At 74.7% G+C, this 22,243-nt stretch carries 16 protein-coding genes; 13 read left to right on the plus strand and 3 right to left on the minus strand.

The features are described from left to right. Window positions 1-132: 132 nt before the first annotated feature. From infB to CRP52_RS21395, 7 genes are all read left to right on the plus strand, one after another. Window positions 133-3,243, plus strand: coding sequence for a translation initiation factor IF-2 (infB, locus tag CRP52_RS21365; protein ID WP_097237852.1), 3,111 nt, complete (start codon window positions 133-135; stop codon window positions 3,241-3,243). Between the two features lie 133 nt (window positions 3,244-3,376). Next, window positions 3,377-3,673 (plus strand): DUF503 domain-containing protein, encoded by a 297-nt coding sequence (locus tag CRP52_RS21370; RefSeq protein ID WP_030397729.1) that lies wholly within the window; start codon window positions 3,377-3,379, stop codon window positions 3,671-3,673. A gap of 153 nt (window positions 3,674-3,826) precedes the next feature. Next, a complete protein-coding gene (gene rbfA, locus CRP52_RS21375; protein ID WP_097237853.1) occupies window positions 3,827-4,270 on the plus strand; it encodes a 30S ribosome-binding factor RbfA in 444 nt (147 codons plus the stop codon). Window positions 4,271-4,272: 2 nt separating this feature from the next. Next, window positions 4,273-5,376, plus strand: coding sequence for a DHH family phosphoesterase (locus tag CRP52_RS21380; RefSeq protein WP_097237854.1), 1,104 nt, complete (start codon window positions 4,273-4,275; stop codon window positions 5,374-5,376). A 47-nt stretch (window positions 5,377-5,423) separates the two neighbouring features. Next, complete coding sequence (gene truB, locus CRP52_RS21385; RefSeq protein WP_097237855.1) at window positions 5,424-6,353, plus strand: tRNA pseudouridine(55) synthase TruB; 930 nt, start codon at window positions 5,424-5,426, stop codon at window positions 6,351-6,353. Window positions 6,354-6,585: 232 nt separating this feature from the next. Further along, a complete protein-coding gene (locus CRP52_RS21390; RefSeq protein ID WP_097237856.1) occupies window positions 6,586-10,281 on the plus strand; it encodes a hypothetical protein in 3,696 nt (1,231 codons plus the stop codon). Between the two features lie 65 nt (window positions 10,282-10,346). Next, window positions 10,347-11,291, plus strand: a complete 945-nt coding sequence (locus CRP52_RS21395; RefSeq protein WP_097237857.1) for a bifunctional riboflavin kinase/FAD synthetase — start codon at window positions 10,347-10,349, stop codon at window positions 11,289-11,291. An 89-nt stretch (window positions 11,292-11,380) separates the two neighbouring features. Here CRP52_RS21395 and CRP52_RS21400 read toward each other — a convergent pair whose 3' ends face one another. The 3 genes from CRP52_RS21400 to eccE form a co-directional block, all read right to left on the minus strand. Further along, window positions 11,381-13,603 (minus strand): MinD/ParA family ATP-binding protein, encoded by a 2,223-nt coding sequence (locus CRP52_RS21400; RefSeq protein ID WP_097237858.1) that lies wholly within the window; start codon window positions 13,601-13,603, stop codon window positions 11,381-11,383. Between the two features lie 131 nt (window positions 13,604-13,734). Next, window positions 13,735-14,502 (minus strand): hypothetical protein, encoded by a 768-nt coding sequence (locus tag CRP52_RS21405; RefSeq protein ID WP_097237859.1) that lies wholly within the window; start codon window positions 14,500-14,502, stop codon window positions 13,735-13,737. Further along, a complete protein-coding gene (eccE, locus tag CRP52_RS21410) occupies window positions 14,502-15,902 on the minus strand; it encodes a type VII secretion protein EccE (protein WP_179852873.1) in 1,401 nt (466 codons plus the stop codon). Before eccE ends, CRP52_RS21405 begins: the two co-directional genes overlap by 1 nt. A gap of 187 nt (window positions 15,903-16,089) precedes the next feature. Between eccE and CRP52_RS21415 the strand changes: the two genes are divergently transcribed. The 6 genes from CRP52_RS21415 (at window position 16,090) to CRP52_RS21440 (ending at window position 22,188) form a co-directional block, all read left to right on the plus strand. Beyond that, window positions 16,090-17,820 (plus strand): type VII secretion protein EccB, encoded by a 1,731-nt coding sequence (locus CRP52_RS21415; RefSeq protein WP_097237860.1) that lies wholly within the window; start codon window positions 16,090-16,092, stop codon window positions 17,818-17,820. Between the two features lie 294 nt (window positions 17,821-18,114). Beyond that, entirely contained in the window at window positions 18,115-18,396 is a 282-nt protein-coding gene (locus CRP52_RS21420; protein WP_257032790.1) for a WXG100 family type VII secretion target, read from the plus strand. Window positions 18,397-18,555: 159 nt separating this feature from the next. Beyond that, complete coding sequence (locus CRP52_RS21425; RefSeq protein ID WP_097237862.1) at window positions 18,556-18,849, plus strand: WXG100 family type VII secretion target; 294 nt, start codon at window positions 18,556-18,558, stop codon at window positions 18,847-18,849. Window positions 18,850-18,987: 138 nt separating this feature from the next. Then, window positions 18,988-20,220 carry a type VII secretion-associated serine protease mycosin gene (gene mycP / locus CRP52_RS21430; RefSeq protein ID WP_257032791.1) on the plus strand — a complete coding sequence of 411 codons (1,233 nt, stop codon included), beginning with the start codon at window positions 18,988-18,990 and terminating at the stop codon, window positions 20,218-20,220. Between the two features lie 100 nt (window positions 20,221-20,320). After that, on the plus strand, window positions 20,321-20,869 hold the full coding sequence (locus CRP52_RS21435; RefSeq protein ID WP_097237863.1) for a SigE family RNA polymerase sigma factor: 549 nt from the start codon (window positions 20,321-20,323) through the stop codon (window positions 20,867-20,869). 65 nt (window positions 20,870-20,934) lie between these two features. Next, window positions 20,935-22,188 carry a hypothetical protein gene (locus CRP52_RS21440; RefSeq protein WP_097237864.1) on the plus strand — a complete coding sequence of 418 codons (1,254 nt, stop codon included), beginning with the start codon at window positions 20,935-20,937 and terminating at the stop codon, window positions 22,186-22,188. The last annotated feature ends 55 nt before the right edge of the window (window positions 22,189-22,243 follow it).

Raw genomic sequence — 22,243 nt, forward strand, 5'->3', positions numbered from 1 at the left:
ACCTCGCGATGTGGAAGTAGGTCGAGATTGCGATGAGCACTCGATGAGTACGCGATGAGTACGCGATGGGTACGCCCATGAAGTAGCGACAGTCCGGCGGACGAGACCCCCGGACTCATAGACAGGAGTGAAGTGGCTAAGGTCCGGGTTTACGAACTCGCCAAGGAGCTTGGCTTGGAGAGCAAGGCCGTCATGGCCAAGCTGACCGAGCTCGGCGAGTTCGTCCGTTCGGCGTCCTCGACGATCGAGGCGCCGGTCGTGCGCAAGTTGACTGACGCGCTTGGTGTGTCCCCCACCGGTGGTGGTTCCGCTGCCAAGCCGGGCCCGCGGAAGACCGCGGCGCCCTCCCCCTCCGGCTCGGGTGCCCCGAAGCCGGGTGCCCCGACCCCGGGTCCGCGCCCCAGCGCGACCCCTGGTCCCCGTCCGACCCCGGCGGCCGCCGCGGCTCCCGCCGCCCCGGCCGCCCCCGCCGCGCCGAAGCCGGCCGGCGCGCCGGCTCCGGGCCCGCGCCCGGCGGCGCGTCCCGCCGCTCCGGCGGCCCCGGCCGCGCCCGCGGCCGAGTTCTCCTCGCCGGCTCCGGCCGGTGACGCCCCGCGTCCGTCCACCCAGGCCCCGCGCCCGAGTGGCCAGGCCGCCGGCGGCGCCCGTCCGGGCCCGCGCCCGGCCGGCCCGCGTCCGGGCAACAACCCGTTCACCTCGGGCAGCGCCACCGGCATGGGCCGCCCCGGCGACCGCCGTCAGGGCGGCGCGCCGGGTGCGCGTCCGGCCGGTGCGGGCGCCCCGGGTGGCGACCGTCCCCGTCCGGGTGGCGACCGTCCGCGTCCCGCCGGTGCCCCCGGTGCCGGTGCGCCGCGTCCCGGTGGTGCCCCGCGTGCGGGTGCTCCGGGTGCCGGTGCGCCGCGTCCCGGTGGCGCTCCGCGTCCGGGTGCTCCGGGTGCCGGTGCCCCCCGTCCGGGTGGTGCCCCGCGTCCCGACGGCATGCCGCGTCCGGCTGCGCCGCGTCCCGGTGGCCCGACCCCGTCCGGCATGCCGCGCCCGAACCCGGGCATGATGCCGCAGCGTCCGGCCGGCCCGCGTCCGGGTCCGGGTGGCCGTGGTCCGGGTGGCCCCGGTGGCCGTCCGGGTGGTCCGGGTGCCGGTGGCGCCCGTCCGGGCTTCCAGGGCCGTCCGGCCGGTCCGGGCTCGCGTCCGGCCGGTGGCGGTGGCTTCGGCGGTCCGCGTCCCGGTGGCGGTGCCCCGGGTGGCGGCGGCGGCTTCGGTCCGCGTCCCGGCGGCTTCGGCGGCCGTCCCGGCGGCCCGGGTGCCCGTGGTGGCACGCAGGGCGCCTTCGGTCGTGGCCCGGGCGGTCGCCCGGCGCGCGGCCGCAAGTCGAAGCGGGCGAAGCGCCAGGAGTACGAGGCCATGCAGGCCCCGTCCGTCGGCGGTGTGATGCTGCCTCGCGGCAACGGCCAGACCGTTCGCCTGTCGAGTGGCGCCTCGCTGATGGACTTCGCGGAGAAGATCAACGCCAACCCGGCCGCGCTCGTCTCCGTCATGTTCAACCTCGGTGAGATGGTCACCGCGACCCAGTCGGTCTCCGACGCCACGCTGCAGCTGCTGGCGGACGAGATGGGCTTCGTCCTGGAGATCGTCAGCCGGGACGACGAGGACCGCGAGCTGCTGGAGTCGTTCGACATCGACTTCGGTGCCAACGAGGGCGACGAGGACCAGCTGGCCCCGCGCCCGCCGGTCGTCACCGTCATGGGTCACGTCGACCACGGTAAGACCCGCCTGCTGGACGCCATCCGCAAGTCGAACGTGGTGGCCGGCGAGGCCGGTGGCATCACCCAGCACATCGGTGCCTACCAGGTGGCGACGATGGTGAACGGCGAAGAGCGCCCGATCACCTTCCTCGACACCCCGGGTCACGAGGCGTTCTCCGCCATGCGTGCCCGTGGTGCCAAGTCCACCGACATCGCGATCCTGGTGGTCGCGGCCAACGACGGTGTCATGCCGCAGACGGTCGAGGCGCTCAACCACGCCAAGGCCGCCGGTGTGCCGATCGTGGTCGCCGTCAACAAGATCGACGTCGAGGGCGCCGACCCGACCAAGGTCCGCGGTCAGCTGACCGAGTTCGGTCTGGTGGCCGAGGAGTACGGCGGCGACACCATGTTCGTCGACATCTCCGCGCGCCAGGGCCTGAACATCGACCAGCTGCTGGAGGCCGTGGTCCTGACCGCGGACGCCTCGCTGGACCTGCGGGCCAACCCGGAGCAGGACGCGCAGGGTATTGCGATCGAAGCCCACCTGGACAAGGGCCGCGGCGCCATGGCGACCGTCCTGGTCCAGCGCGGTACCCTCCGCGTCGGTGACTCGATCGTCGTGGGCGACGCCTACGGCCGCGTCCGCGCGATGCTGGACGAGAACGGCAACAGCCTCGCCGAGGCCGGCCCGTCCCGCCCGGTGCTGCTGCTCGGTCTGACCTCGGTGCCCCGCGCCGGCGACAGCTTCATCGTCGTCGACGAGGACCGCACCGCGCGCCAGATCGCCGAGAAGCGCTCGGCCCGCGACCGCAACGCCGCCTTCGCGCAGCGTCGGGTCCGGGTGTCCCTGGAGGACCTGGACAAGGCCATCGCCGCCGGCTCCATCGAGCAGCTCAACCTCATCATCAAGGGTGACGTCTCCGGTTCGGTCGAGGCCCTGGAGGACGCCCTCGTCAAGCTGGACGTGGGCGAGGAGGTCGAGCTCCGGGTCCTGCACCGCGGTGTGGGTGCCATCACCGAGTCCGACGTGGACCTGGCGATGGGCTCGGACGCCATCATCATCGGCTTCAACGTGCGCGCCGAAGGCCGTGCGCGTGCGGCGGCCGACAAGGAAGGCGTGGACGTCCGGTACTACTCGGTCATCTACCAGGCGATCGAGGAGATCGAGAACGCCCTCAAGGGCATGCTCAAGCCGGAGTACGAGGAGGTGCGCCTCGGCGCCGCGGAGATCCGCGAGGTCTTCCGCTCCTCCAAGTTCGGCAACATCGCCGGTGTCCTGGTCCGCGACGGCATCATCCGCCGCAACGCCAAGGCCCGCCTGCTGCGCGACGGCAAGGTCGTGGCGGAGAGCCTCACCATCGAGGGTCTGCGCCGCTTCAAGGACGACGCGACCGAGGTCCGCGAGGGCTTCGAGGCCGGTGTCACCCTGGGGTCGTTCAACGACATCAAGGTCGAGGACATCATCGAGACCTACGAGATGCGCGAGAAGCCGCGCGCCTAGTCGGTGTCAGCCGGGGCCGGTCGACGGGTGGAATTTCCGTCGACCGGCCCCGGTCTCGCTGTGTAGGGTCCGGGGAGCGGTCCTGTTCGGGGCCGCTCCCCGAGGCCTTCAGGTCGGCGAGACCTGTCATGACATGTTCGTGGGAACACTCACCTTCGACCTGCTGCTGGGCGACGTCCACTCGCTCAAGGAGAAGCGTTCGATCGTGCGGCCCATCGTGGCCGAACTGCAGCGCAAGTACAGCGTGTGCGCTGCCGAGACCGGGAACCAGGATCTGCACCGCCGGGCCGAGATCGGCCTCGCGGTGGTGTCCGGCGAAGCCGGGTACGTCACCGAGATCCTGGACAGCTGTGAGCGGTTGGTCGCCGGCCGCCCCGAGGTGCAGCTCCTCTCCGCGAGGAGGAGGTACCACAACGACGACGACGAATGAGAGCCGTGGAGCGGACCGGCGGAAGTCGCCGTTCTCACACGGATCAGGACCCAGAGCGCCCGCAAGGCCGGGCGCGGGCCGGTACTTTGGGGCGTGGGCCCCGACGGGTGCACAACTCGCCCGGGTACCGGGCCCACTGCACGAGGAGGCAACGTGACCGACACCGCAAGGGCGCGCAAGCTCGCCGACCGCATCCAGGTGGTCGTCGCCCAGACCCTGGAGCGGCGGATCAAGGACCCGCGACTGGGGTTCGTGACCATCACCGACACCCGGGTGACCGGCGACCTGCGCGAGGCCACCGTCTTCTACACCGTCTTCGGTGACGAGACCGAGCGCCAGGCCACCGCGGCCGCGCTGGAGAGCGCCAAGGGCGTGCTCCGCTCCGAGGTCGGCAAGCAGACCGGGGTGCGCCACACTCCGTCGCTGACCTTCGTCGCGGACGCGCTGCCGGAGAACGCCCGGAACATCGACGACCTGCTCGACCGGGCCCGGCTCTCCGACGCCGAGGTGCGCACGCAGGCCGCGGGGGCGACCTACGCCGGCGACGTGGACCCGTACCGGGCTCCGGCGTCCGAGCGTGACGACGAGGACGAGTAGTCATGGCGGGTGAGCCGGCGCAGGCCGCCTCGCGAGCCGGAACGACCACGGGGGCGTCCTCCACCAGCACGGTGGAGGGTGCCCTCGCGGCGCTCCCGGGCCCACGCGCCGAGGAGAGCGGTTTCGAGCTGCTCTGGCAGCAGGTGGTGGCGGAGATCGGGCGGGCCCGCTCGATCGACCTGATCTGCCACATCTGCCCGGACGGCGACGCGCTGGGCTCCTCGCTGGCGGCCGCGCTGGCACTGCGCGCGCTCGGCAAGCAGGTGCGGGTCTCCTTCGGCGACGACCCGCAGATCGTGCCCGAGTCGCTGGCCTTCCTGCCCGGCCAGGAGCTGATCGTGCCGGCCGCCGAGGTCCCGGACGTGCCCGAGCTGGTGCTCTGCTTCGACGTGGCCGCGGAGAGCCGGCTCGGCCTGCTGCACGACAAGGCCTTCGCCGCGCCCGTCCTGGTGGTGTTCGACCACCACGCCTCCAACCCGGGCTTCGGCACCCACCAGCTGATCGACCCGACCGCGCCGGCCACCGCCGTCCTGGTCGACGAACTGCTGCGCCGGCTCGGCGTCGAGCTCGACCAGTCCCTGGCCACCTGCCTCTACACCGGCGTCGCCACCGACACCGGCTCGTTCAAGTACCGGGCGACCACGCCCGCCACCCACGAGCTGGCCGGCCGGCTGCTGGCCACCGGCATCCGGCACGACCTGATCTCCCGGCAGCTGTGGGACACCTCCTCCTTCGGCTACCTCAAGGTGCTCGCGGGCGCGCTCGACCGGGCCGTCTACGAGCCCGAGGCGGCCGGCGGGCTGGGCCTGGTGTGGACCTGGGTGCCGTACCAGGACCTGGCGCTGTTCAGCGTCACGGTCGAGGAGATCGAGGGGCTGATCGACATCCTGCGCCGCCCGGCCGAGGCCGAGGTGGCGCTGGTGCTCAAGCAGGACCCGGACGGCACGCTGCGCGGCTCCTCGCGCTCCAAGGGCGCGGTGGACGTCGCCGCGGCCTGTGCCGAACTGGGCGGCGGGGGGCACGTGTTCGCGGCCGGATTCAGCGTCCGGGAGGATGTGGCCGCGGTGGTCGAGCGGTTCCGGGGCGCACTGCGGCCCCACAATTGATCATTCCGCGTTGACCGTCTCCTGACGTTATTGAGAGAAAGAGCTCGATGAAGCGCAAAGGCACCGGCCCGGACGGCCTGGTGATCGTCGACAAGCCCGAGGGCATCACCTCGCACGGGGTCGTCGCGAAACTGCGGTGGCTGGCCGGGACCCGCAAGGTCGGTCACGCCGGCACGCTGGACCCGATGGCCACCGGCGTACTGGTGATCGGCGTCGAGCGGGCCACCCGGCTGCTCGGCCACCTGATGCTCACCGCCAAGACGTACGAGGCGACCGTCCGGCTCGGCCAGACCACCGTCACCGACGACCGGGAGGGGGAGGTCACCTCCTCGGCCCCGGCCGACGGCGTCACCCGGGAGGCGATCGACGCCGGGATCGCAGCGCTGACCGGCGAGATCATGCAGGTGCCGTCCAAGGTCAGCGCGATCAAGATCGACGGCAAGCGCTCGTACGCCCGGGTGCGCGAGGGCGAGGACTTCGAGCTGGCCGCCCGGCCGACCACGATCCACTCCTTCACCGTGCACGAGCAGCGCGCGGCGGTCGCCGAGGACGGCACGCCGGTGATCGACCTGGACGTCACCGTCGAGTGCTCCTCCGGCACCTACATCCGGGCGCTGGCCCGGGACCTGGGCGCCGGGCTGGGCGTGGGCGGGCACCTGACCGCGCTGCGGCGCACCAAGGTCGGGCCGTACTCGGTGGAGTCGGCGCACACCCTGGAGCAGCTGGAGGCCGCCGTGACCGGCGAGTCCGCCGAGGGGCTGCAGGTGCTGCCGATCGGGGAGGCCGCGGCGGCCGCCTTCCCGCGCTGGGACCTGGACGAGGCGGCGGCGCAGAAGCTGTCGCACGGCGCCCGGCTCAAGGCGCCCGGGATGGGCGTGGACGGGCCGATCGCGGTGTTCGGGCCGGACGGGCGCTTCCTCGCGCTGGTCGAGGAGACGGGCGGGCAGGCGAAGCCGGTCGCGGTCTTCGTCGGCTGAGCCCGGTCGAGATCGGTTGAGCCCGGCCGCGGTCGGCTGAGCCTCGGAACCCCCGTCGAGTCCGGCGGGGGTTTCGCCGTTTCCGGGGACACCCGCACCAGGCCGGGGCGCTCACCCGCACGGGGGAGCGCACGAGGTGAACGCCCGTGGTGAGCGGCGCGGGCGCGGTCGGGGCGCTGCCCCGGCGGGCAGGCTCCCGGCGGTGAGCGAACGACGGTCGAGGGGGCCAGTCATGCCGGGGTTTCTGGAGCGCGATCCGGGGCGCTACCTGCTGCGGATCCGCGATCTCAACGGGCGGCTGCACGGCTTAGGGTTCGTCGCCGATCCGCAGGGCGGGGTGCTGACCGCGCACGAGAGCGTGGCCGGGCTGGACCGGGTCGTCCTGCACACCCCCGGCGGGCAGACCCGGGTACTCGGCCCGGACGCCGTACTGCCGCTGCCCGAACAGGGGCTCGCACTGCTGCGCACCGACGCGGTGGGCGGGCTGCCGGTGCCGCCGCTTCCGCTGGCCGCCGTCGGGGCCGGGCACGAGGTGCTGCTGCCCGGGCTGGAGGGCGAGGACGGGCGGGCGGTCACGCTGCGCTGCGGGCTGCTCGGGCTCACCGGCGCCGCGTACGGCGGGCACCTGCTCGGCGGGGTGCTGCTGCTGGACGTCCCGGTGGTCGGCGGGGTCACGGTGCCGGCCGGCTCGCCGGTGCTGGACGCCCGCAGCGGGGCGGTGATCGCGCTGGCCGCGCCCGCCCTCCGCGGCCCGCAGCACGGCGGGGCGCTGCCCGCGGTGGCGGCCGGCAGCGGGGCGGAGGTCGCCGGGGCGCTGGCCGGGCTGCTGGCGCGCAACGCCGCGGCCGTGCCCGCGTACGGGTCGGCGCTCAACCTGGCCGGGGTGCTGCGGCTGACCGCAGCCCAGCTGGCCGCCGCCGGCGCCGGGCCGGGACGGGTCGCCGGGCTGGCCGCGGACCGGGTGGACCGGCCGGACGGCCTGCTCGGGGACGAGCCGGCCGCGACCCTCACCGCGCTGGTCGGCGCCGCCGGCAGCGGGCGCTCCACCGAACTGGCCGCGCTGGCCGTCCGCCGCTCCGGCGCCGCGGAACCGCTGCCCACCCTCTGGTTGCGCGGCGCCGACCTGCACGCCGAGGACCGCTCGCTCGCCGACGCGGTGCAGCGGGCGCTGGCCGCCGCGGCGGCCGAACTCGGCACCCCGGCGCCCCCGCCCGAGGCGGTGGCGGCCCTGTGCGCGGCGGCCGGGCGGCCGCTGCTGGTGCTCCTGGACGGTCCGGAGGAGGCCCCGGTGCCGCTGGACGCGCGCCGGCTGCGCGGTGCCGGGCAGTGGCTGACCGGCTGCGGGGCGCGGCTGCTGACCGCCTGCGGGGAGGAGCTCTGGGAGCGACTGGCGGCCGAGACCTGGGGGAGCGGGGCACCGGGCGCGCACCGCGCCCAGGAGCCGAACCCGGACGGCGACCTGAGCAGCGCCCCCACCGTGCGGATGGACGGTGCCGCCCTCGGCGGGCCGAGTCTGGCCGGGCAGCGGCTCGGGCCGCTGCCCGCCGAGGCGGCCGAGCGGGTGCGCCGCCGCTACGGGCTGCCGCCAGGCCGCCCGGCCGCCGAGGACGCCCGGCATCCACTGGCCGTACGGCTGGCCGGGGAGCTGTGGGCCGAAGGGTTGCGGGACGGTGCGGCGCGGCGGGGCGAGCTGTTCGGTGCCTTCCTGGACCTGCGCTGCCTGCGGGTGGCCCAGCGGCTGGCCGAGGACGGGCGGCCCCGGCGCGGCGGCGCCCACCGGCGGGGTGCCACCCGGCCCGGCGGGCCGCGCCACGGGCGGGTGCGCCGGTTGGCGGCGGCGGTGGCCGGGCGGGTGCACGAGGCGGCCCGGCGGATGCTCGGCAGCGAACCGGGTGGGCTGGACCGGACGGCCTTCGAGGAGCTGTTCCCGCCCGACGGCGGCTGGGCGACGGCGGTGCTCGCCGAGGGCCTGTTCGTGCCCGCCGGGCCCGGATTCCGCTTCGCGCACGGGGAGTTCGCCGACTGGCTGCAGGGCCTGCACCTGGATCTGGACGCGGCGCTGCGGCTGCTGCTCGGGGAGGCCGAGGACACGCCCCCGGTGCCGGCCGAGGGGCCGGAGGAGCCCGGAGGGCCGGCGGCGTCCCAGAGCCGCCGGGCAGCGGGAGAGCGGACCGGCTACGCCGTCCCCCGGCACCGGATCGGCCCGGTCGCCGCCGCGCTGCGCCGGGTCGCCGAGACCTGGGGTGCGCCCGCGCTGGACCCGTGGCTGCACCGGATCTGGCGCGCCGTGGACCTGCGCCCGCCGGGCAGCGAACCCGCCTGGTGGGCGGCCCGGTTGCTCACCGCCGGTCTGGCCGCCAGCCCCGACCCTGCCGAACACCGGGCACTGCTGGAGCAGTTGGCCGGCCGGATCGCCGAACGGGCCGCCGCGGAGGGTGGAGTGGCGGCGCTCCCGGCCGCCGGGCTCGGTCGCTTCGGTCCGGCGTTCTGGACCGGCCTCGGCCTGCCCGTCGAGGCCGAACTCGCGTTGCTGCGCCGCCTGGTGGCCGTCGACGGGCCCGAGCGAGGCTACCTCGGTGCGGTGGCCGAGCGGCTGCGGGCCGACCCGGTCGCGGTGTTCCCGCTGCTCTGCGCCTGGTTCGACGAGCCCCGCGGCCTGCCGGGCCTGCCCGGTCTGCCCGGCCCTCCCGGACGAACCGCTGCCGACCTCGCCCACGACCTGCTGTACGCCCACCGGCGGCTCGCCCTGGACGAGTTGGCCGACGCGCTGGCCGACGCCGCGCACCCGCGGGCGGACGCGCTGCTCACCGTGCTCGCTGCCGAGGAGCCCTCCGCGCTCTGCCGGGCGGTGGACCGCTGGAGCCACGACCGGCGGCCCGAACGGCACGTCGCGGCCGCCGTGCACGGGCTGCGCACCGCCCCGTACGCGGCCGGAGCCGGGGCCGAGCTGCTGCGGTTCGCCGCGCTGACCCTGCTCGCCCGCGAGGACGAGCCCGGCCTGCACGGCGCGGCGCTGGCCCTGCTGGTCCGCGATCCGGCGACCCGGGCCGCGCACCTTCCGGCGGCGCTCGCCCTGTTGCGGGTGGGCGGTGACGCCTTCCTCACGCCCTCGGCGCTCGCTCCGGCGCTGGAGAGCGACCCGGAGGCCGTCCTGGCCGCGCTCGCCGACCGGCTGGCGGTGCCCGGCGAGGCGCCCGGGGCTCTGCCCGGTGCGGCGGCGGGGTCGGCGCCCGCCGAGACGCTGCGGGTGCTCGCCGACGCGGCCGCCCCGGCGGCCGTGCGGCGGGGCGCCGAGCTGGCCGCCCGGCTGCTGCGGGCGCACCCGGGGTTGGCCGGCCCGGTCGCCGTCGACTACCTCGGCCGCCGGCTGGCGCGCGCCACGGCCGTCGGCCCGGCCGACCGGCTGGAGCTGCGGTTGCTGCTCGGCGGCGCGCTGGCGGTCCGTACGGCGGCGGTGCGGCGGCCGTTCGCCGAGGTGCTGTCCGTCCCGGTGGCCGACCCCGCGGCGGACGCGCTGCGCTGCGAGCTGCTGGACACCCTGCTCGCCGCCGAGACCGACCCGGCGGTGCTGACTGCCGTGGTGGAGCGGCTCGCCGAGCACTGCGCGGCCGAGAAGCCGGCCCGGGCGCGGGCCGTGCTGGCCCGGGCCGTCCCGGGGCTGCCGGACGCCGACGAGGTGTTGGTGCGCTGTGCCGGGCGTTCCGCGGCCTTCGCCCGGCTGCTCACCCGGTGGCCGCGCGACGCCGCCCCGACCGCCCCGGACGGCCCCCGGCTGGCCCGGATGCGGGCCCTGACGGCGGCCGGCCGGGATCCGCAGTACGCCGCCGCCGAGGCGGAACGGACCGCGCCCGGGCGGGCGGTACGGCCCCCGGTGCGCTCAACCCGTATTCCGGTGCCTGAGCCGGGGCAGGCGCATGGCACGCTATAGGGGTTCGGGTTTTGAGCGTTTGAGCGTACAGAACGTACGCACCGTACGGAACAAGGAGCGGTCGGGTGCAGCGCTGGCGTGGCCTGGAGGAGATCCCCGGTGACTGGGGACGCAGCGTCGTCACCATCGGCTCGTTCGACGGGGTGCACCGCGGGCATCAGCTGATCATCGGGCGGGCGGTCGAGCGCGCCCGCGAACTCGGCATCCCCGCGGTCGTGGTGACCTTCGACCCGCACCCCCGCGAGGTCATCCGGCCGGGCAGCCACCCGCCGCTGCTCGCGCCGCACCCGCGGCGCGCCGAGCTGATCGCGGAGCTCGGCGTGGACGCGGTGCTGGTGCTGCCGTTCACCACCGAGTTCTCGAAGGAGTCCCCGGAGTTCTTCGTCCGGCAGGTCCTGGTGGAGGCGCTGCACGCTCGGGTCGTCATCGAGGGCCCCAACTTCCGCTTCGGGCACCGGGCCGCGGGGGACGTCGCGCTGCTCGCCGAGCTGGGCCGGGCGGACGACTTCGAGGTCGAGGTGATCGATCTGCAGGTTTCCGGTACGGCCGGGGACGGCGAGCCGTTCTCCTCCAGCCTGACCCGCCGGCTGGTGGAGTCCGGGGACATGGCCGGCGCCAACGAGGTGCTGGGCCGCCCGCACCGGGTCGAGGGCGAGGTGGTGCGCGGCGCGCAGCGCGGCCGCGAGCTGGGCTTCCCGACCGCCAACGTCGAGACCGTGCCGCACAGCGCGATCCCGGCCGACGGCGTGTACGCGGGCTGGCTGACCGCGGACGGCGAGCGGATGCCCGCGGCGATCTCGGTCGGCACCAACCCGACCTTCGACGGCACTGCCCGCACGGTCGAGGCGTACGCCATCGACCGGGTCGGCCTGGACCTGTACGGGCTGCACGTCGCGGTGGACTTCCTGGCCTACCTGCGCGGGATGGAGAAGTTCGACTCCATCGACGCGCTGCTGGACCGGATGGCCGACGACGTCAAGCGCGCCCGTGAGCTCACCGACGGCCTCTGACCTGCGGAGACGATGACGGAAGGGCCCGCCGACCTGGTGTCGGCGGGCCCTTCCCGTGGTGTCACCGGCTTGGTGTCACGGCCTTGGCGTCACTGCTGGGGCGGCTGCGGCGGGTAGCCGTAGCCCGGCGGCGGGGGCTGGTAGCCCTCCGGCTCGGCGGGCGGGGCGGGCATCGGCGGCTGGCCCTGGAGGGCCGGGTAGCCGTAGCCGGGGCCGGGCTGCGGGGCGGGGGCGCCCTGCTGGGGCCAGGGCTGCGGCTGCGGGTAGCCGTACCCGGGCGGGGGCGGCGGGGTCTGGCCGGGCTGCGGCGCCCAGGGGGCGCCGGGAGCGGGTTGCGGGGCGTGCGCGGCCTGGCCCTGGTAGGGCTGCGGCTGCGGGGCGTGCTGCGGCTGCTGCCAGGTGGCCTGCTGGGCGGCGGCCTGCTGGGCCCGGATGATGTCCTCGCCGACCAGGGTGGCCAGCTCGAAGTACGCCTCGCGGACCTTGGGCCGCATCATGTCGAGGTTGACCTCGGCGCCGGCCGCCAGGCTCTCGTCGAAGGGCACCACGACCACGCCGCGGCAGCGGGTCTGGAAGTGCGCGACGATGTCCTCGACCTTGATCATCTTGCTGGTCTCGCGCACCCCGGAGACCACCGTGATGCTGCGCTGCACCAGGTCCGCGTAGCCGTGCGCGGAGAGCCAGTCCAGGGTGGTCGAGGCGCTGGAGGCACCGTCCACGCTGGGGGTGGAGACGATGATCAGCTGGTCGGCGAGGTCCAGCACCCCGCGCATCGCGCTGTACAGCAGGCCGGTGCCGGAGTCGGTCAGGATGATCGGGTACTGGCGGCCCAGCACGTCGATGACCTGGCGGTAGTCCGAGTCGTTGAAGGTCGTGGAGACCGCCGGGTCGACGTCGTTCGCCAGGATCTCCAGGCCCGAGTTCAGGTCCTGCGAGGTGAACTGACGGATGTCCATGTAGCTGCGCAGGTGCGGGATGGCCGTCACCAGGTCGCGGATGGTCGCGCCGGTCTGGCGCTTGACCCGGCGGCCCAGGGTGCCGGCGTCCGGGTTGGCATCGATCGCGATCACCTTGTCCTGGCGCTCGCTGGCCAGGGTCGCGCCGAGCGCGGTGGTGGTCGTGGTCTTGCCGACCCCGCCCTTGAGGCTGATCACGGCGATCCGGTAGCAGCTCAGCACCGGGGTGCGGATGATCTCCAGCCGGCGGGACTTCTCGGCGGCCGCGGCCTTGCCGCCGAACTGGAACCGCGGCTGCTGGCGCTGCTGCTTGGGCTGGCTGCGCAGCAGCCGGTCCGAGGACAGCTCGACGGCGGCGGTGTAGCCGAGCGGTGCGCCGTGCGCGGTCTGCTGCGGGGCGGCGGCCTGCTGGAACGCGGCGGGCTGCGCGGCCTGCGGGTGCTGCTGCCACGGCTGCCCGGGGGCCGGCTGCGGGGCCTGCGGGGCCTGCTGGGCCGGGGCGGGCTGGGGCTGCCCGGGCAGGGGCTGGGCCGGCTGCTGGTAGGCGGCGGGCTGCGGCCAGCCACCCTGGCGCGGGTCCACCGGGCCGGCCTGCGGGGCCGGCGCGGGCTGCGGCTGCGGCTGTGCAGGGGCGGTCGGCTGGGCCTGGGCGGCCTGCTGGGCGGCCCACGCGGCCTGCGGATCCCAGGCGGCGTGCTGGTCCTGCGGGCTCTGCGGGTGCTGCGGCGGGAGGGCTTGGGCGGGCGGCTGCGGGTAGGCCTGCGGCGGGGCGGGCTGCGCCGCGACGGGCGGGGCCGGCGGCGTGGCCGCGGTGGGCGCCGGGGCCGGATAGGGCTGGGGCGCGCCCTGCTGCGCCAGGGCCTCCGGGGAGGGCCACGCCGGTGCGGCGGCCGGCGGCTGCTCGGCGGCGGGGGGCGGAGTCGGGGAGGCGGCCGGGGCGGCCACCGGGAACGGGACGTGCTGCGCCTCGGCCTGGACCGGTGCCACCGGCGGCACCGGTGCGGCGGGCGCGGGGGCCGGAACCGGGGCGGCAGTCGCCGCAGCAGCCTGGTCCGGGGCCGGCGCCGGCGGCTGGACCGGAGCGTGGTCCTGCGCCTGGGCGTGGTCCTGCACCGGAGCCGCGGCGGCCACCGGGGCGTCCGCCACGGCCGGAGCCTGCGCGGGCACCGGCGCCGGAGCGGCCGGAGCCGCCGACGGAGCCCCCGGAGCGGCCGGAGTTCCCGAAGCCGTCGGAGCGGCCGGAGCCTCCGTCTGCACGTACCAGGACGGGGGAGTGTAGTCAGGCGCGTCCGACCAGTCGTCGTCGTCCTCCGCCGCGTTGTCGCCGACGTAGACGCCGTCCCGATCGCTGCTCACTCTGGCTCCCTCGTGTTCGCCGCCGCTTGTTCAGCGGTGCCGTTGCCGCATCACAGACTAGGCCGTACGGCAACCCCCGTTGAAGGCGGCTTCGGTTCCGCGGTGGCCCGCCGGGTGCGGCGAGCCGCCGCTCAGTCCATCCGGCGCGGCCCGCCGAGCACCTGCTGTTCGGCCTGCCCGGCCACGGCCCGTACGTACTGGCGCCGCATCCGGGTCGCCCACAGCGTGAGGTCGTCGCCGAGGGTGGGCAGCGTGGCCACGTCCTCGGGCGGCAGCGACAGTACCCGGCCGGTCAGCTCCGCCTCCTGCGGGGAGATCCGCTGCACGCCGACCAGGTCGGCCGCGTTCAGCACCCGGGCGGCGTTCGGGCCCAGGTACGGCAGCAGCGTCAGGGTGGTCTGCCAGGGTGCGGCGGAGAGCCGGCTGCGCGGCGGGCGGGCGCCGAGGTCGCGCACCACCAGCACCGGCGAGGCCACCGAGGCGCCCTGCGGGCCCAGTCGGCCGACCTGGTGGACCGTCACGCAGGGCTGGCCGCCGCCGGCGGCCTGCGCCATCGGGCCCCACAGCTGCCCGCGGGCGGTCTCCACGGCGACCCGGGCGCCGATCGCGGCCGCCCGCAGCGCGATGATCTGGGCCGTCCACATGCCGCCGACCAGCACGATGTCGTACGCGCTGGGGCGGAACAGGCCGAGTACCGCGGGCAGCCCCTGCGGGTCGACGCCGATGACCACGCCGTCGTCTCCGACCGGGAAGGCCAGCGCGGCGAGGTCGGCCGCTTCGAGCACGTGCTTCTCCCGGCGCGGCCCGCGCAGGCCGAAGCCGGGCAGGATCCGCGGTCGGGCCCGCCGCTGCTCGGCGCCGGGCTGCGGACCGAGGGCCGGATAGGTCTGGTACGCCATCAGGACGCTCCTCCCAGTGGCAGGGTGGCGAGCATGCCGGGGGCCTGCTCCAGGTCGAGCCGGACGAGGCCGAGGCCGGCGCTCTGTGCCCTGGCTTCCACCTGGCGGCCGACCTGGCCGACCTCGCTCTCGCTGCGCCCGGTCACCCGCAGGTGTCCGCTGACGGTGACCGAGCCGCCGGTGCCGTGCCCGGCGGTCAGGCTGAAGGTGCTGGCGAGCGCGGGGGAGCCGGTGATCAGGTTGACCAGGTCCGGTGCGGCGATCCGGCCGGGGGCGCCGTCGGGGCGGCTCAGCTGCGGCCAGCGGGAGATCCAGTAGGTGGTGTGCCAGCGGTCGTCGATCCGCCAGAACCGGCCGCCCTCCTGGGTGCGGCGGGTGGTGCCGCCGCCGCTGCCGGTGCCCTGGCGGCCGGCCACTGCGATCGGGTTGGCGCAGGCGGAGATGGCCAGGGCGGCGATCAGTTCGCGCTCGTCCAGCACGGTCGCGTTGAAGCCGGCGCTGTTGAGCCGCCCGGCCAGTTGGTCGGTCACCCGCTGCAGCGCCTTGCGGGCGCCCTCCTCGCCGCCGCCGCGGGCCCGCACGGCGGTCGCCGCGCGTTCCGGGTCGAGCTTGAGGGCGACCCAGGTCAGCCGCAGCCCGGGGGTGGAGGTGCCGTCCGGCAGTTCGCGGTAGGCGCGGGCGGCCAGCGACTGCTCGGGCAGGTGCGGGGCCGGGGCGGGCTGGGTGTGCTGGACGAGCTGCACCGACTCCAGGGTGATGTCGTCCACCGTGAGCGCCGAGCAGATCACGTCCAGCGGCAGCGGCAGGGCGGTGCGCACCGGGCGCAGCGGCTGGTCCTTGGCCTGGACGAGCAGCACCGAGCTGAGGAAGGTGCCGTCGCCGACCATGCCGGTCTCCCGGCGGACCGGGCGGCCGCCGAACTCGGCCTCGGTGGCGTGGGTGCAGGTGCGCAGCCCGGGTTCGAGCTCCAGGGCGGGGGCCAGCGCCGGGTCGGTGCCGACCGGTGGCAGCAGCGTCCTGGCCTGCTTGCGGCGGGACTTGAGGGCGGAGCGCACCCGCAGCAGCTCCGGGATGGTCCGTCCGCGCACCGGTACGGCCGCGAGGACGAGCAGCACCAGCGCGACCGCGCCGAAGCCGGCCGCGACCGGGCGGCTGATCGTCCAGCCGACCGCGACCAGGGCGGCCGCGACCTCGATCAGGACCAGCTGCTGGAGCTTCAACCGGCCGCCGAGCAGCCCGGGTCGGGGGTTGACGCGGACCTGGACGGCACCGCCGCCCCCGGTGCTCGGCCCGGGCCGGGCGGTCCCGGCGGCCGGGCCGCCCTGCTGCGCCCGGCCGGACCGGCGCGCCCTCCCGCCGCCCGCGCTGCGGCGGCGTCCTGGAGCGGTCTGGCTTGGCATCCCCCGGTGGCCCTCTCTGATCCGTTGTCGCGGCCCGGCTGGCTGGTTCGCGGACCGTACCCGTACCGTACTCACCGTCTGCTGCCGCATCGTAGAGGGTTCGCGCGGGTTCGTGCCCGGCGGGTGGACCACGGGGCAGGTCGGTCGGACGAGGTCCGACACACGTCTGACAAGGGGGACGACGAGGATGGCATCGCGCCGGGACGAGCTGAACGCGTACACCTTCGCCCGCAAGCGGACGGTGGGCGCCTTCCTGCTGCCCGCCGGCGGCGGCAGCGACGAGGACGCGCCGCGTCCGGTGAAGGCGGTGCTGCCGAGTGTCCTGGCCGGAGCGGTGATCGTGGCCGGGTTCGGGGTCTGGGGGGTGTTCAAGCCGAGCGCGCCGGTGAAGTGGGACGACGGCAAGAACATCATCCAGGGCAAGCAGTCGACCACCCGGTACGTGGTGCTGTTCGACCCGGACGGCAAGACCAAGCGGCTGCACCAGGTGCTCAACATGTCCTCGGCGCGGCTGGTGCTGGCCGCCGACGCCAAGGTCGTGGTGGTGGACGACGGGGTGCTCGACCGGTACCCCAACCACGGCCCGACCATCGGCATCCCGTACGCGCCGGACAAGTTGCCGAGCAAGGACAACGCGGGCCAGCCGATGAAGTGGGCGGTCTGCGACCGGCCGGGCTCGGACGAGAAGCAGGAGACCGTCAACCAGGCGGTGTTCGTGGCGGCGGGCCAGGACGCGGCGGCGCTGGCGGCCAAGGACCGGATGCTCGGCCCGGACCAGCTGATGCTGGTGCAGCAGGCGGACGAGCAGCAGGTCTCCGCCGCGACGGTGCCGGGGCAGCCGGCCGCCTCGGGGGCGAAGGTGTACCTGGTCGACGCGCAGGGCCGCAAGCACGAGATCGGCTCACCGCAGTCGGACGACAAGGAGCGCAAGTCCCTGGTCACCGCGGTCTTCGGGCCCAACGCGGTGCCGCAGCGGGTCAAGCGGGACTGGCTGGACACCCTGGTCAACGGCACCCCGATCACCTTCCCGCAGGTCAAGGAGATGGCGGACAGCCAGGCCCCCAACTCCCAGGTGAAGCTGGAGAACGCCGCCGACCAGCGGATCGGCCGGCTGGTGCACTACCAGGACCGCAACTACGTGGTCGGCAAGGACAAGCTCTACCTGATCACGGCGTTCCAGGCGGAGTTGATCCGGCAGAACCCGGCCTACCAGATGCTCTACAAGTACGACCAGGACAAGAAGCCGCGCAGCGACGAGATGACCCCGTCCGACCAGTCCCGGTACGGAAGCGACGTCCGGCTGCCGGACACCGCGGCCGACTGGCCGGTGAAGTCCGGTGCGCCGGTGAACAACTGGCAGGACCGGCAGGACGCCCGGCTGGTCGTGTGCAGCACCTTCGACGGCGTCGCCGAGGACGGCAAGACGCCCAAGCGCAGTGTCTGGGCCGGGCCCACGTATCCCGCGGGGTACAACAACGGCGCCGGCGCCGCGTACGTGACTCCCGGTCACGGCCTGTTCTACCGGGCGCTGAACAACACCACCGCCGGCTCCGGCACCGACTTCCTGATCACCGAGACCGGGCTGCGCTACGCCGTCCCGGCCAACGGCGACGGCGGCCGCGGCGGCACCCCCTCGCCGGGGGCGCAGCCCGGCCAGAGCGGCGCCCCGAAGGCGCCGGCCCCGCAGCCGGGCGCACCGAACCCGGCAGCTCCGAACCCGGCAGCTCCGAACCCGGCGGCGCCGGACCCGCAGCAGGGGCAGCAGCCGGGCCAGCAGCCGGACGAACAGGGCGGCAACCAGGCCCGGTTGGGCTACCAGGGGCTCCAGCCGCTGCCGGTGCCGCACGAGTGGTCGGACCTGGTCCCGGCCGGCCCGCCGCTGACCGCGAAGAGCGCCGCCCAGCCGCAGAACGCCTGACCGACCGGCAGCAGAACGCCCGACCGACCGGCAGCAGAACGCCCGACCGACCGGCCGTACGGCGTTCGACAGGGCGCCCGTACGGCGCCTGACCGGCCAAGCCCGGCAACGGAATTGGCCGCAGTGTCATGGTCTGGTAACTACTCAGTGCTCGGTGTTGGGCGAGTTGCGTGTGCCGACTACAGTGCTGCTGGGCATCACAGGGGTGATGCGGCGGCCGGGGCCCGCAGGGCCCTCCGCACACGCAATTTGTTGTCTCATGGGGGACGGTGGAGCATGGCTGGTCAGTTCACGATGACTGCTCAGGAGATGCAGGCTTTCGCCAAGCAGATCGAAGAGGCCATCGGCAAGATCGAGGCTGAGCGGACCAAGCTCATCGGCACGGTCCAGGGCATCACGGCCGGCTGGCAGGGCCAGGCGGCGACGGCCTACACGACCCTGCAGAACAGGGTCAACGACGACATCGCGAAGCTCAAGGAGTCGCTGAACGCGATCAAGCACGCGATCGAGCAGACCACCAAGCACTACGCGAGCACCGAAGAAGAGCAGAAGGCGATGTTCTCCACCCAGAGCTGATCACCGCTCCAGGGCTGATCGCCGTTCCCGGGCCGTTCACCGTTCCGGGGCCGGTCGCCGTCGTCACCGGGCCGATCACCGGTCTGTTCCGACCCACCGCTCGGCGGGGCGTCCGCCACTGACTGCGGGACGCTCCGCACCCTCGTCAAGGGAGACAACGTGTCCGACCACATTCTCGTCAACTTCGAGACCGTTCACCACGCGGCCGAGGAGGTGCGCGCCTCGGCGGGCCGCATCGACCAGCTGCTGAACGACCTCAAGGGCAACGTCACGCGCATCGCCAGCAGCTGGCAGGGTGTCGCCCAGGAGGGCTACCAGGCCCACCAGAAGATCTGGGACGACCGCGCCAAGGACCTGCAGCAGGTCTGCTCGCAGATCGCGACCTCGCTGGACAACGCCGCGCAGAGCTACAAGACGACCGAGGACAACAACGCCAAGCTCTGGCAGCACTGACCGCGCGTTCCCGAGCGGGAACGACAGGGGCGGGCACCGGGCTTCCGGGCACCGCCCCCAGGGCCTGTCCTCGCACTCCCGCAGGTGGAGTGCGAGGACAGGCCCTCGGCACGGGTGGACGACATGAGGGGTGGCAGGGTGTCCGGACGCGGGTACCGGAAGGCGGCCGCGGCACTGGCCGCGCTGGTGGTGCTGGGCGGCCCGCTCGCCGCCCCGGCGTACGCCGACGGCGGGCCCGCGCTGGCCGCCGCGGGCGACTGCCCGCAGAACGCGCCCGACGTGCAGACCGTCCCGTGGTCGCTGCAGCGCCTGCTGCTGGACGAGCTGTGGCAGGGCGGGCGGACCACCGGCGCGGGCGTGACCGTCGCGGTCATCGACACGGGTGTGGACGAGACCAACCCGCAGCTGTCCGGAAAGGTCGACGCGGGCCCCAACCTGCTGGTGAACCGGGAGACCAAGGAGAAGATCCAGGGCAAGTCCACCGAGGACCCGGTGGGCCACGGGACCAAGGTGGCCGGCATCATCGCGGCCCGCAGGAGCGACAGGACCGGCTTCGTCGGGCTCGCCCCCGACGCCCGGATCCGCTCGATCCGGCAGAACGACAGCGACGGCAACGGCGACGTCTCCACCCTGGTCCAGGCGATCACGGACGCCGTCGCCGCCAAGGTCCAGGTCATCAACATCTCTCAGGACGTGCGCGGCGCCGCCAACGCCCAGTTCGGCGGCTACGCGGAGTTGAAGGCCGCCGTCGAGTTCGCGGAGGCGAACAAGGTCGTGGTGGTCGCCTCCACCGGGAACGACGGCAAGGAGGGCGACACCTACCCGGGCGCCTTCCCGACCGTGCTGGCCGTCGGCGCCTCCGACCGGAACAACGAGCGCGCGCCGTTCTCCCAGTACGGCTCCTTCGTGAAGGTCGCCGCTCCCGGTGTCGACATGCTGTCCACCGTCCCCAAGGGCGGTCAGTGCGTGGACAACGGCACCAGCTTCGCCGCCCCGTACGTCTCCGGGCTCGCCGCGCTGCTGGTCGGCGCGCACCCCGACTGGAAGCCGGCCCAGGTGCGGGCCTGGATCGAGCAGACCGCCCAGCGCACCCAGCGCGACCCGGACCCGTTCGTCGGCTGGGGCGTGGTGGACCCGGTCAAGGCCGTCACCAAGGCACCCGAGGTCGCGCCGTTCACCGCCACCCCGGACGCCCCGGTGCAGCTCGCCTCCGCGCCGATCGTGCCGCAGCCGGTCGGCCTCGGCGAGACCCAGGCGGACCGCGACGGCCGTACCGCGACGTACGTCCTCGGCGTCGGCGTGCTGCTGGTCGCCCTGCTGATCGGCGGCGGCGTGGTGCTGCGCGACCAGCGGCGCAAGTCCGCCGGCTGAGCCACCGGTCGGAAAGTTCCTCCGCAACGGCTGTAACACCCTCGCCCGCCCACCGCATCGATCAAGTGTCAGGGAGGGCGGAGCACGGGGGGCAGCGCGCATGGGGTGGATCGGGGCCGGCCGGGAGGCCAAGGACGCCGAGTTCCTGGAACTCGTCTCCGGCCGCACCGGGCACCTCTACCGCTCGGCCTGCCTGCTCACCAGCGGTGACACCCACTACGCCGAGGACCTCGTGCAGGACGCCCTGAGCCGGATGTACGTGGTCTGGCGGCGCAGCGCCTTCACCGGCGGCCGGGGCCGGGACCGGATCGAGAATCCGGCGGCCTACACCCACACCGTCATGGTGCGCACCTTCCTGGCCCAGCAGCGCCGCCGCTCCAGTGGCGAGCGCCCCACCGACGCGCTGCCGGAGCCGGAGGGGCACGAGGCCGACAGCAGTCTGCGGCTGACCCTCCTGGACGCGCTCGGCCGGATGCCGCCCAAGGACCGTGCGGTCCTGGTGCTGCGCTACTGGGAGGACCGCAGCGTCGAGGAGACCGCCGAGGTCATGCGGGTCTCCTCCGGCGCCGTCCGCACCCGTACGACCCGGGCGTTGGCCCGGCTGCGCACCCTGCTCGGCGACTCGCTGGCCGAGCTGGCCGCCCGCTGAGGCCGGCGGCCGTCCGGACGAACAGCACTTCTCGCAACCCGTGACGCAAGGAGACGGTGAACACCATGTCCGAACCGAAAGAGTTCGAGGACGATCTTCTTTATGCCCTCACCCGTACGGGTGAAGGGTTCCGCGCCGGACAGGCCGAGCAGGCCGACCTGGTCGCGGGCGGCTACCGGCGCGGCCGCCGCCGCTGGCGCCGCCGGTCGACCGCCGCCGTGGTGGGCGGCGCGGCCGCGCTGGCGCTGGTGGGCACCGGCGCCGTGTACCTGACCGGGGCGTCGGGGGCGAAGGGCGCGGGGACGGTGAGCGCTGCCTCCGCCCCGACGACCACGGCCGGCGCCGGCCCCGCGGCCACTCCGACGACGGTGAAGTCCTCGGCCCCGACCGTGATCACCGGCGACGAGGTGCTGGCGACCTTCCAGGCCCTGCTGCCCAAGGGTGAGACCACCGACGGCAAGGGGCGCGGCACCGACGACGACCGGACGGGCGGCACCTTCGTCGGCGCGGACGTGGTCTTCGACGACGGTCAGGGCAAGTCGCTGGTCCAGATCGGCATCCAGAAGCACCGCCCCAACCAGGGGCAGCCGCGCAGCTGCCCGAAAGACTTCAAGCTCGCCCGGGTCGACTCCTGCAGCGTCACCACCCTGCCGGACGGCTCCCAGCTCATGCTCCAGCAGGGCCACGAGTACTCGGACGGCCGGGCCGACACCAAGGCGTGGATCGCCTCGCTGTCCGGTCCGGACGGCCGGGACATCAACCTGAGCGAGTGGAACGCGCCCGCGGAGAAGGGCGCCCGCGACAGCCGCCCCAACCCGCCGCTCACCTTCGACCAGCTGAAGGCGATCGTCACCGACAAGTCCTGGGACCGGACGGTCGCGGCGGTCAAGTTCGACGGGATCGACACCGATGCGATCGACCCCGGCCTGTCGCTGCCGGACCGGGAGGCCGTCCTGGCCGGGCTGCTGCCCCCGGGGGTCACCGTGACCGACCGCAGCGGCAGTGCGCTGACGGCCACCTTCCGGCTGGGCCAGGGGCAGGAAGCCGGCTCGCTGGTGCTGCGGGTGGAGAACTGGGCGAAGTCCGTGGACAACCCCGCGCAGCAGGCGTTCAAGGACGCGGTCGTCCTGCCCGACGGGAACAAGGTGCTCGTCCTCGGTGGCCCGGACAGCAAGGACAAGCAGCCGCTGCGGGTGACCGTGCTGCACCCGGACGGCATGGAGGTCGTGGCCGCCCAGGGCCCGACCGGAAGGCAGCTGCTCACCGCGGAGCAGCTGAAGGCGATCGCCACCAGCCCGGCGTGGAAGGCGAAGAAGTAGCGCCGTGAACGCGGCGGTGCCCCGGGCTGGGGGAGGCCCGGGGCACCGCTCTGTG

Origin of the sequence: Streptomyces sp. 1331.2 (genome assembly GCF_900199205.1) — a bacterium.
In the GTDB taxonomy this organism is placed as follows: Bacteria; Actinomycetota; Actinomycetes; order Streptomycetales; family Streptomycetaceae; genus Kitasatospora.

Excerpts from the sequence above, each read along its gene's own strand:
- CRP52_RS21405 (WP_097237859.1), bottom strand. The coding sequence starts at position 14,502 with ATGGCGTACCAGACCTATCCGGCCCTCGGTCCGCAGCCCGGCGCCGAG.
- CRP52_RS21380 (WP_097237854.1), top strand. The coding sequence starts at position 4,273 with ATGGCGGGTGAGCCGGCGCAGGCCGCCTCGCGAGCCGGAACGACCACG.
- CRP52_RS21435 (WP_097237863.1), top strand. The coding sequence starts at position 20,321 with ATGGGGTGGATCGGGGCCGGCCGGGAGGCCAAGGACGCCGAGTTCCTG.
- CRP52_RS21390 (WP_097237856.1), top strand. The coding sequence starts at position 6,586 with ATGCCGGGGTTTCTGGAGCGCGATCCGGGGCGCTACCTGCTGCGGATC.
- CRP52_RS21415 (WP_097237860.1), top strand. The coding sequence starts at position 16,090 with ATGGCATCGCGCCGGGACGAGCTGAACGCGTACACCTTCGCCCGCAAG.
- CRP52_RS21440 (WP_097237864.1), top strand. The coding sequence starts at position 20,935 with ATGTCCGAACCGAAAGAGTTCGAGGACGATCTTCTTTATGCCCTCACC.
- CRP52_RS21420 (WP_257032790.1), top strand. The coding sequence starts at position 18,115 with ATGACTGCTCAGGAGATGCAGGCTTTCGCCAAGCAGATCGAAGAGGCC.
- truB (WP_097237855.1), top strand. The coding sequence starts at position 5,424 with ATGAAGCGCAAAGGCACCGGCCCGGACGGCCTGGTGATCGTCGACAAG.
- CRP52_RS21370 (WP_030397729.1), top strand. The coding sequence starts at position 3,377 with ATGTTCGTGGGAACACTCACCTTCGACCTGCTGCTGGGCGACGTCCAC.
- eccE (WP_179852873.1), bottom strand. The coding sequence starts at position 15,902 with ATGCCAAGCCAGACCGCTCCAGGACGCCGCCGCAGCGCGGGCGGCGGG.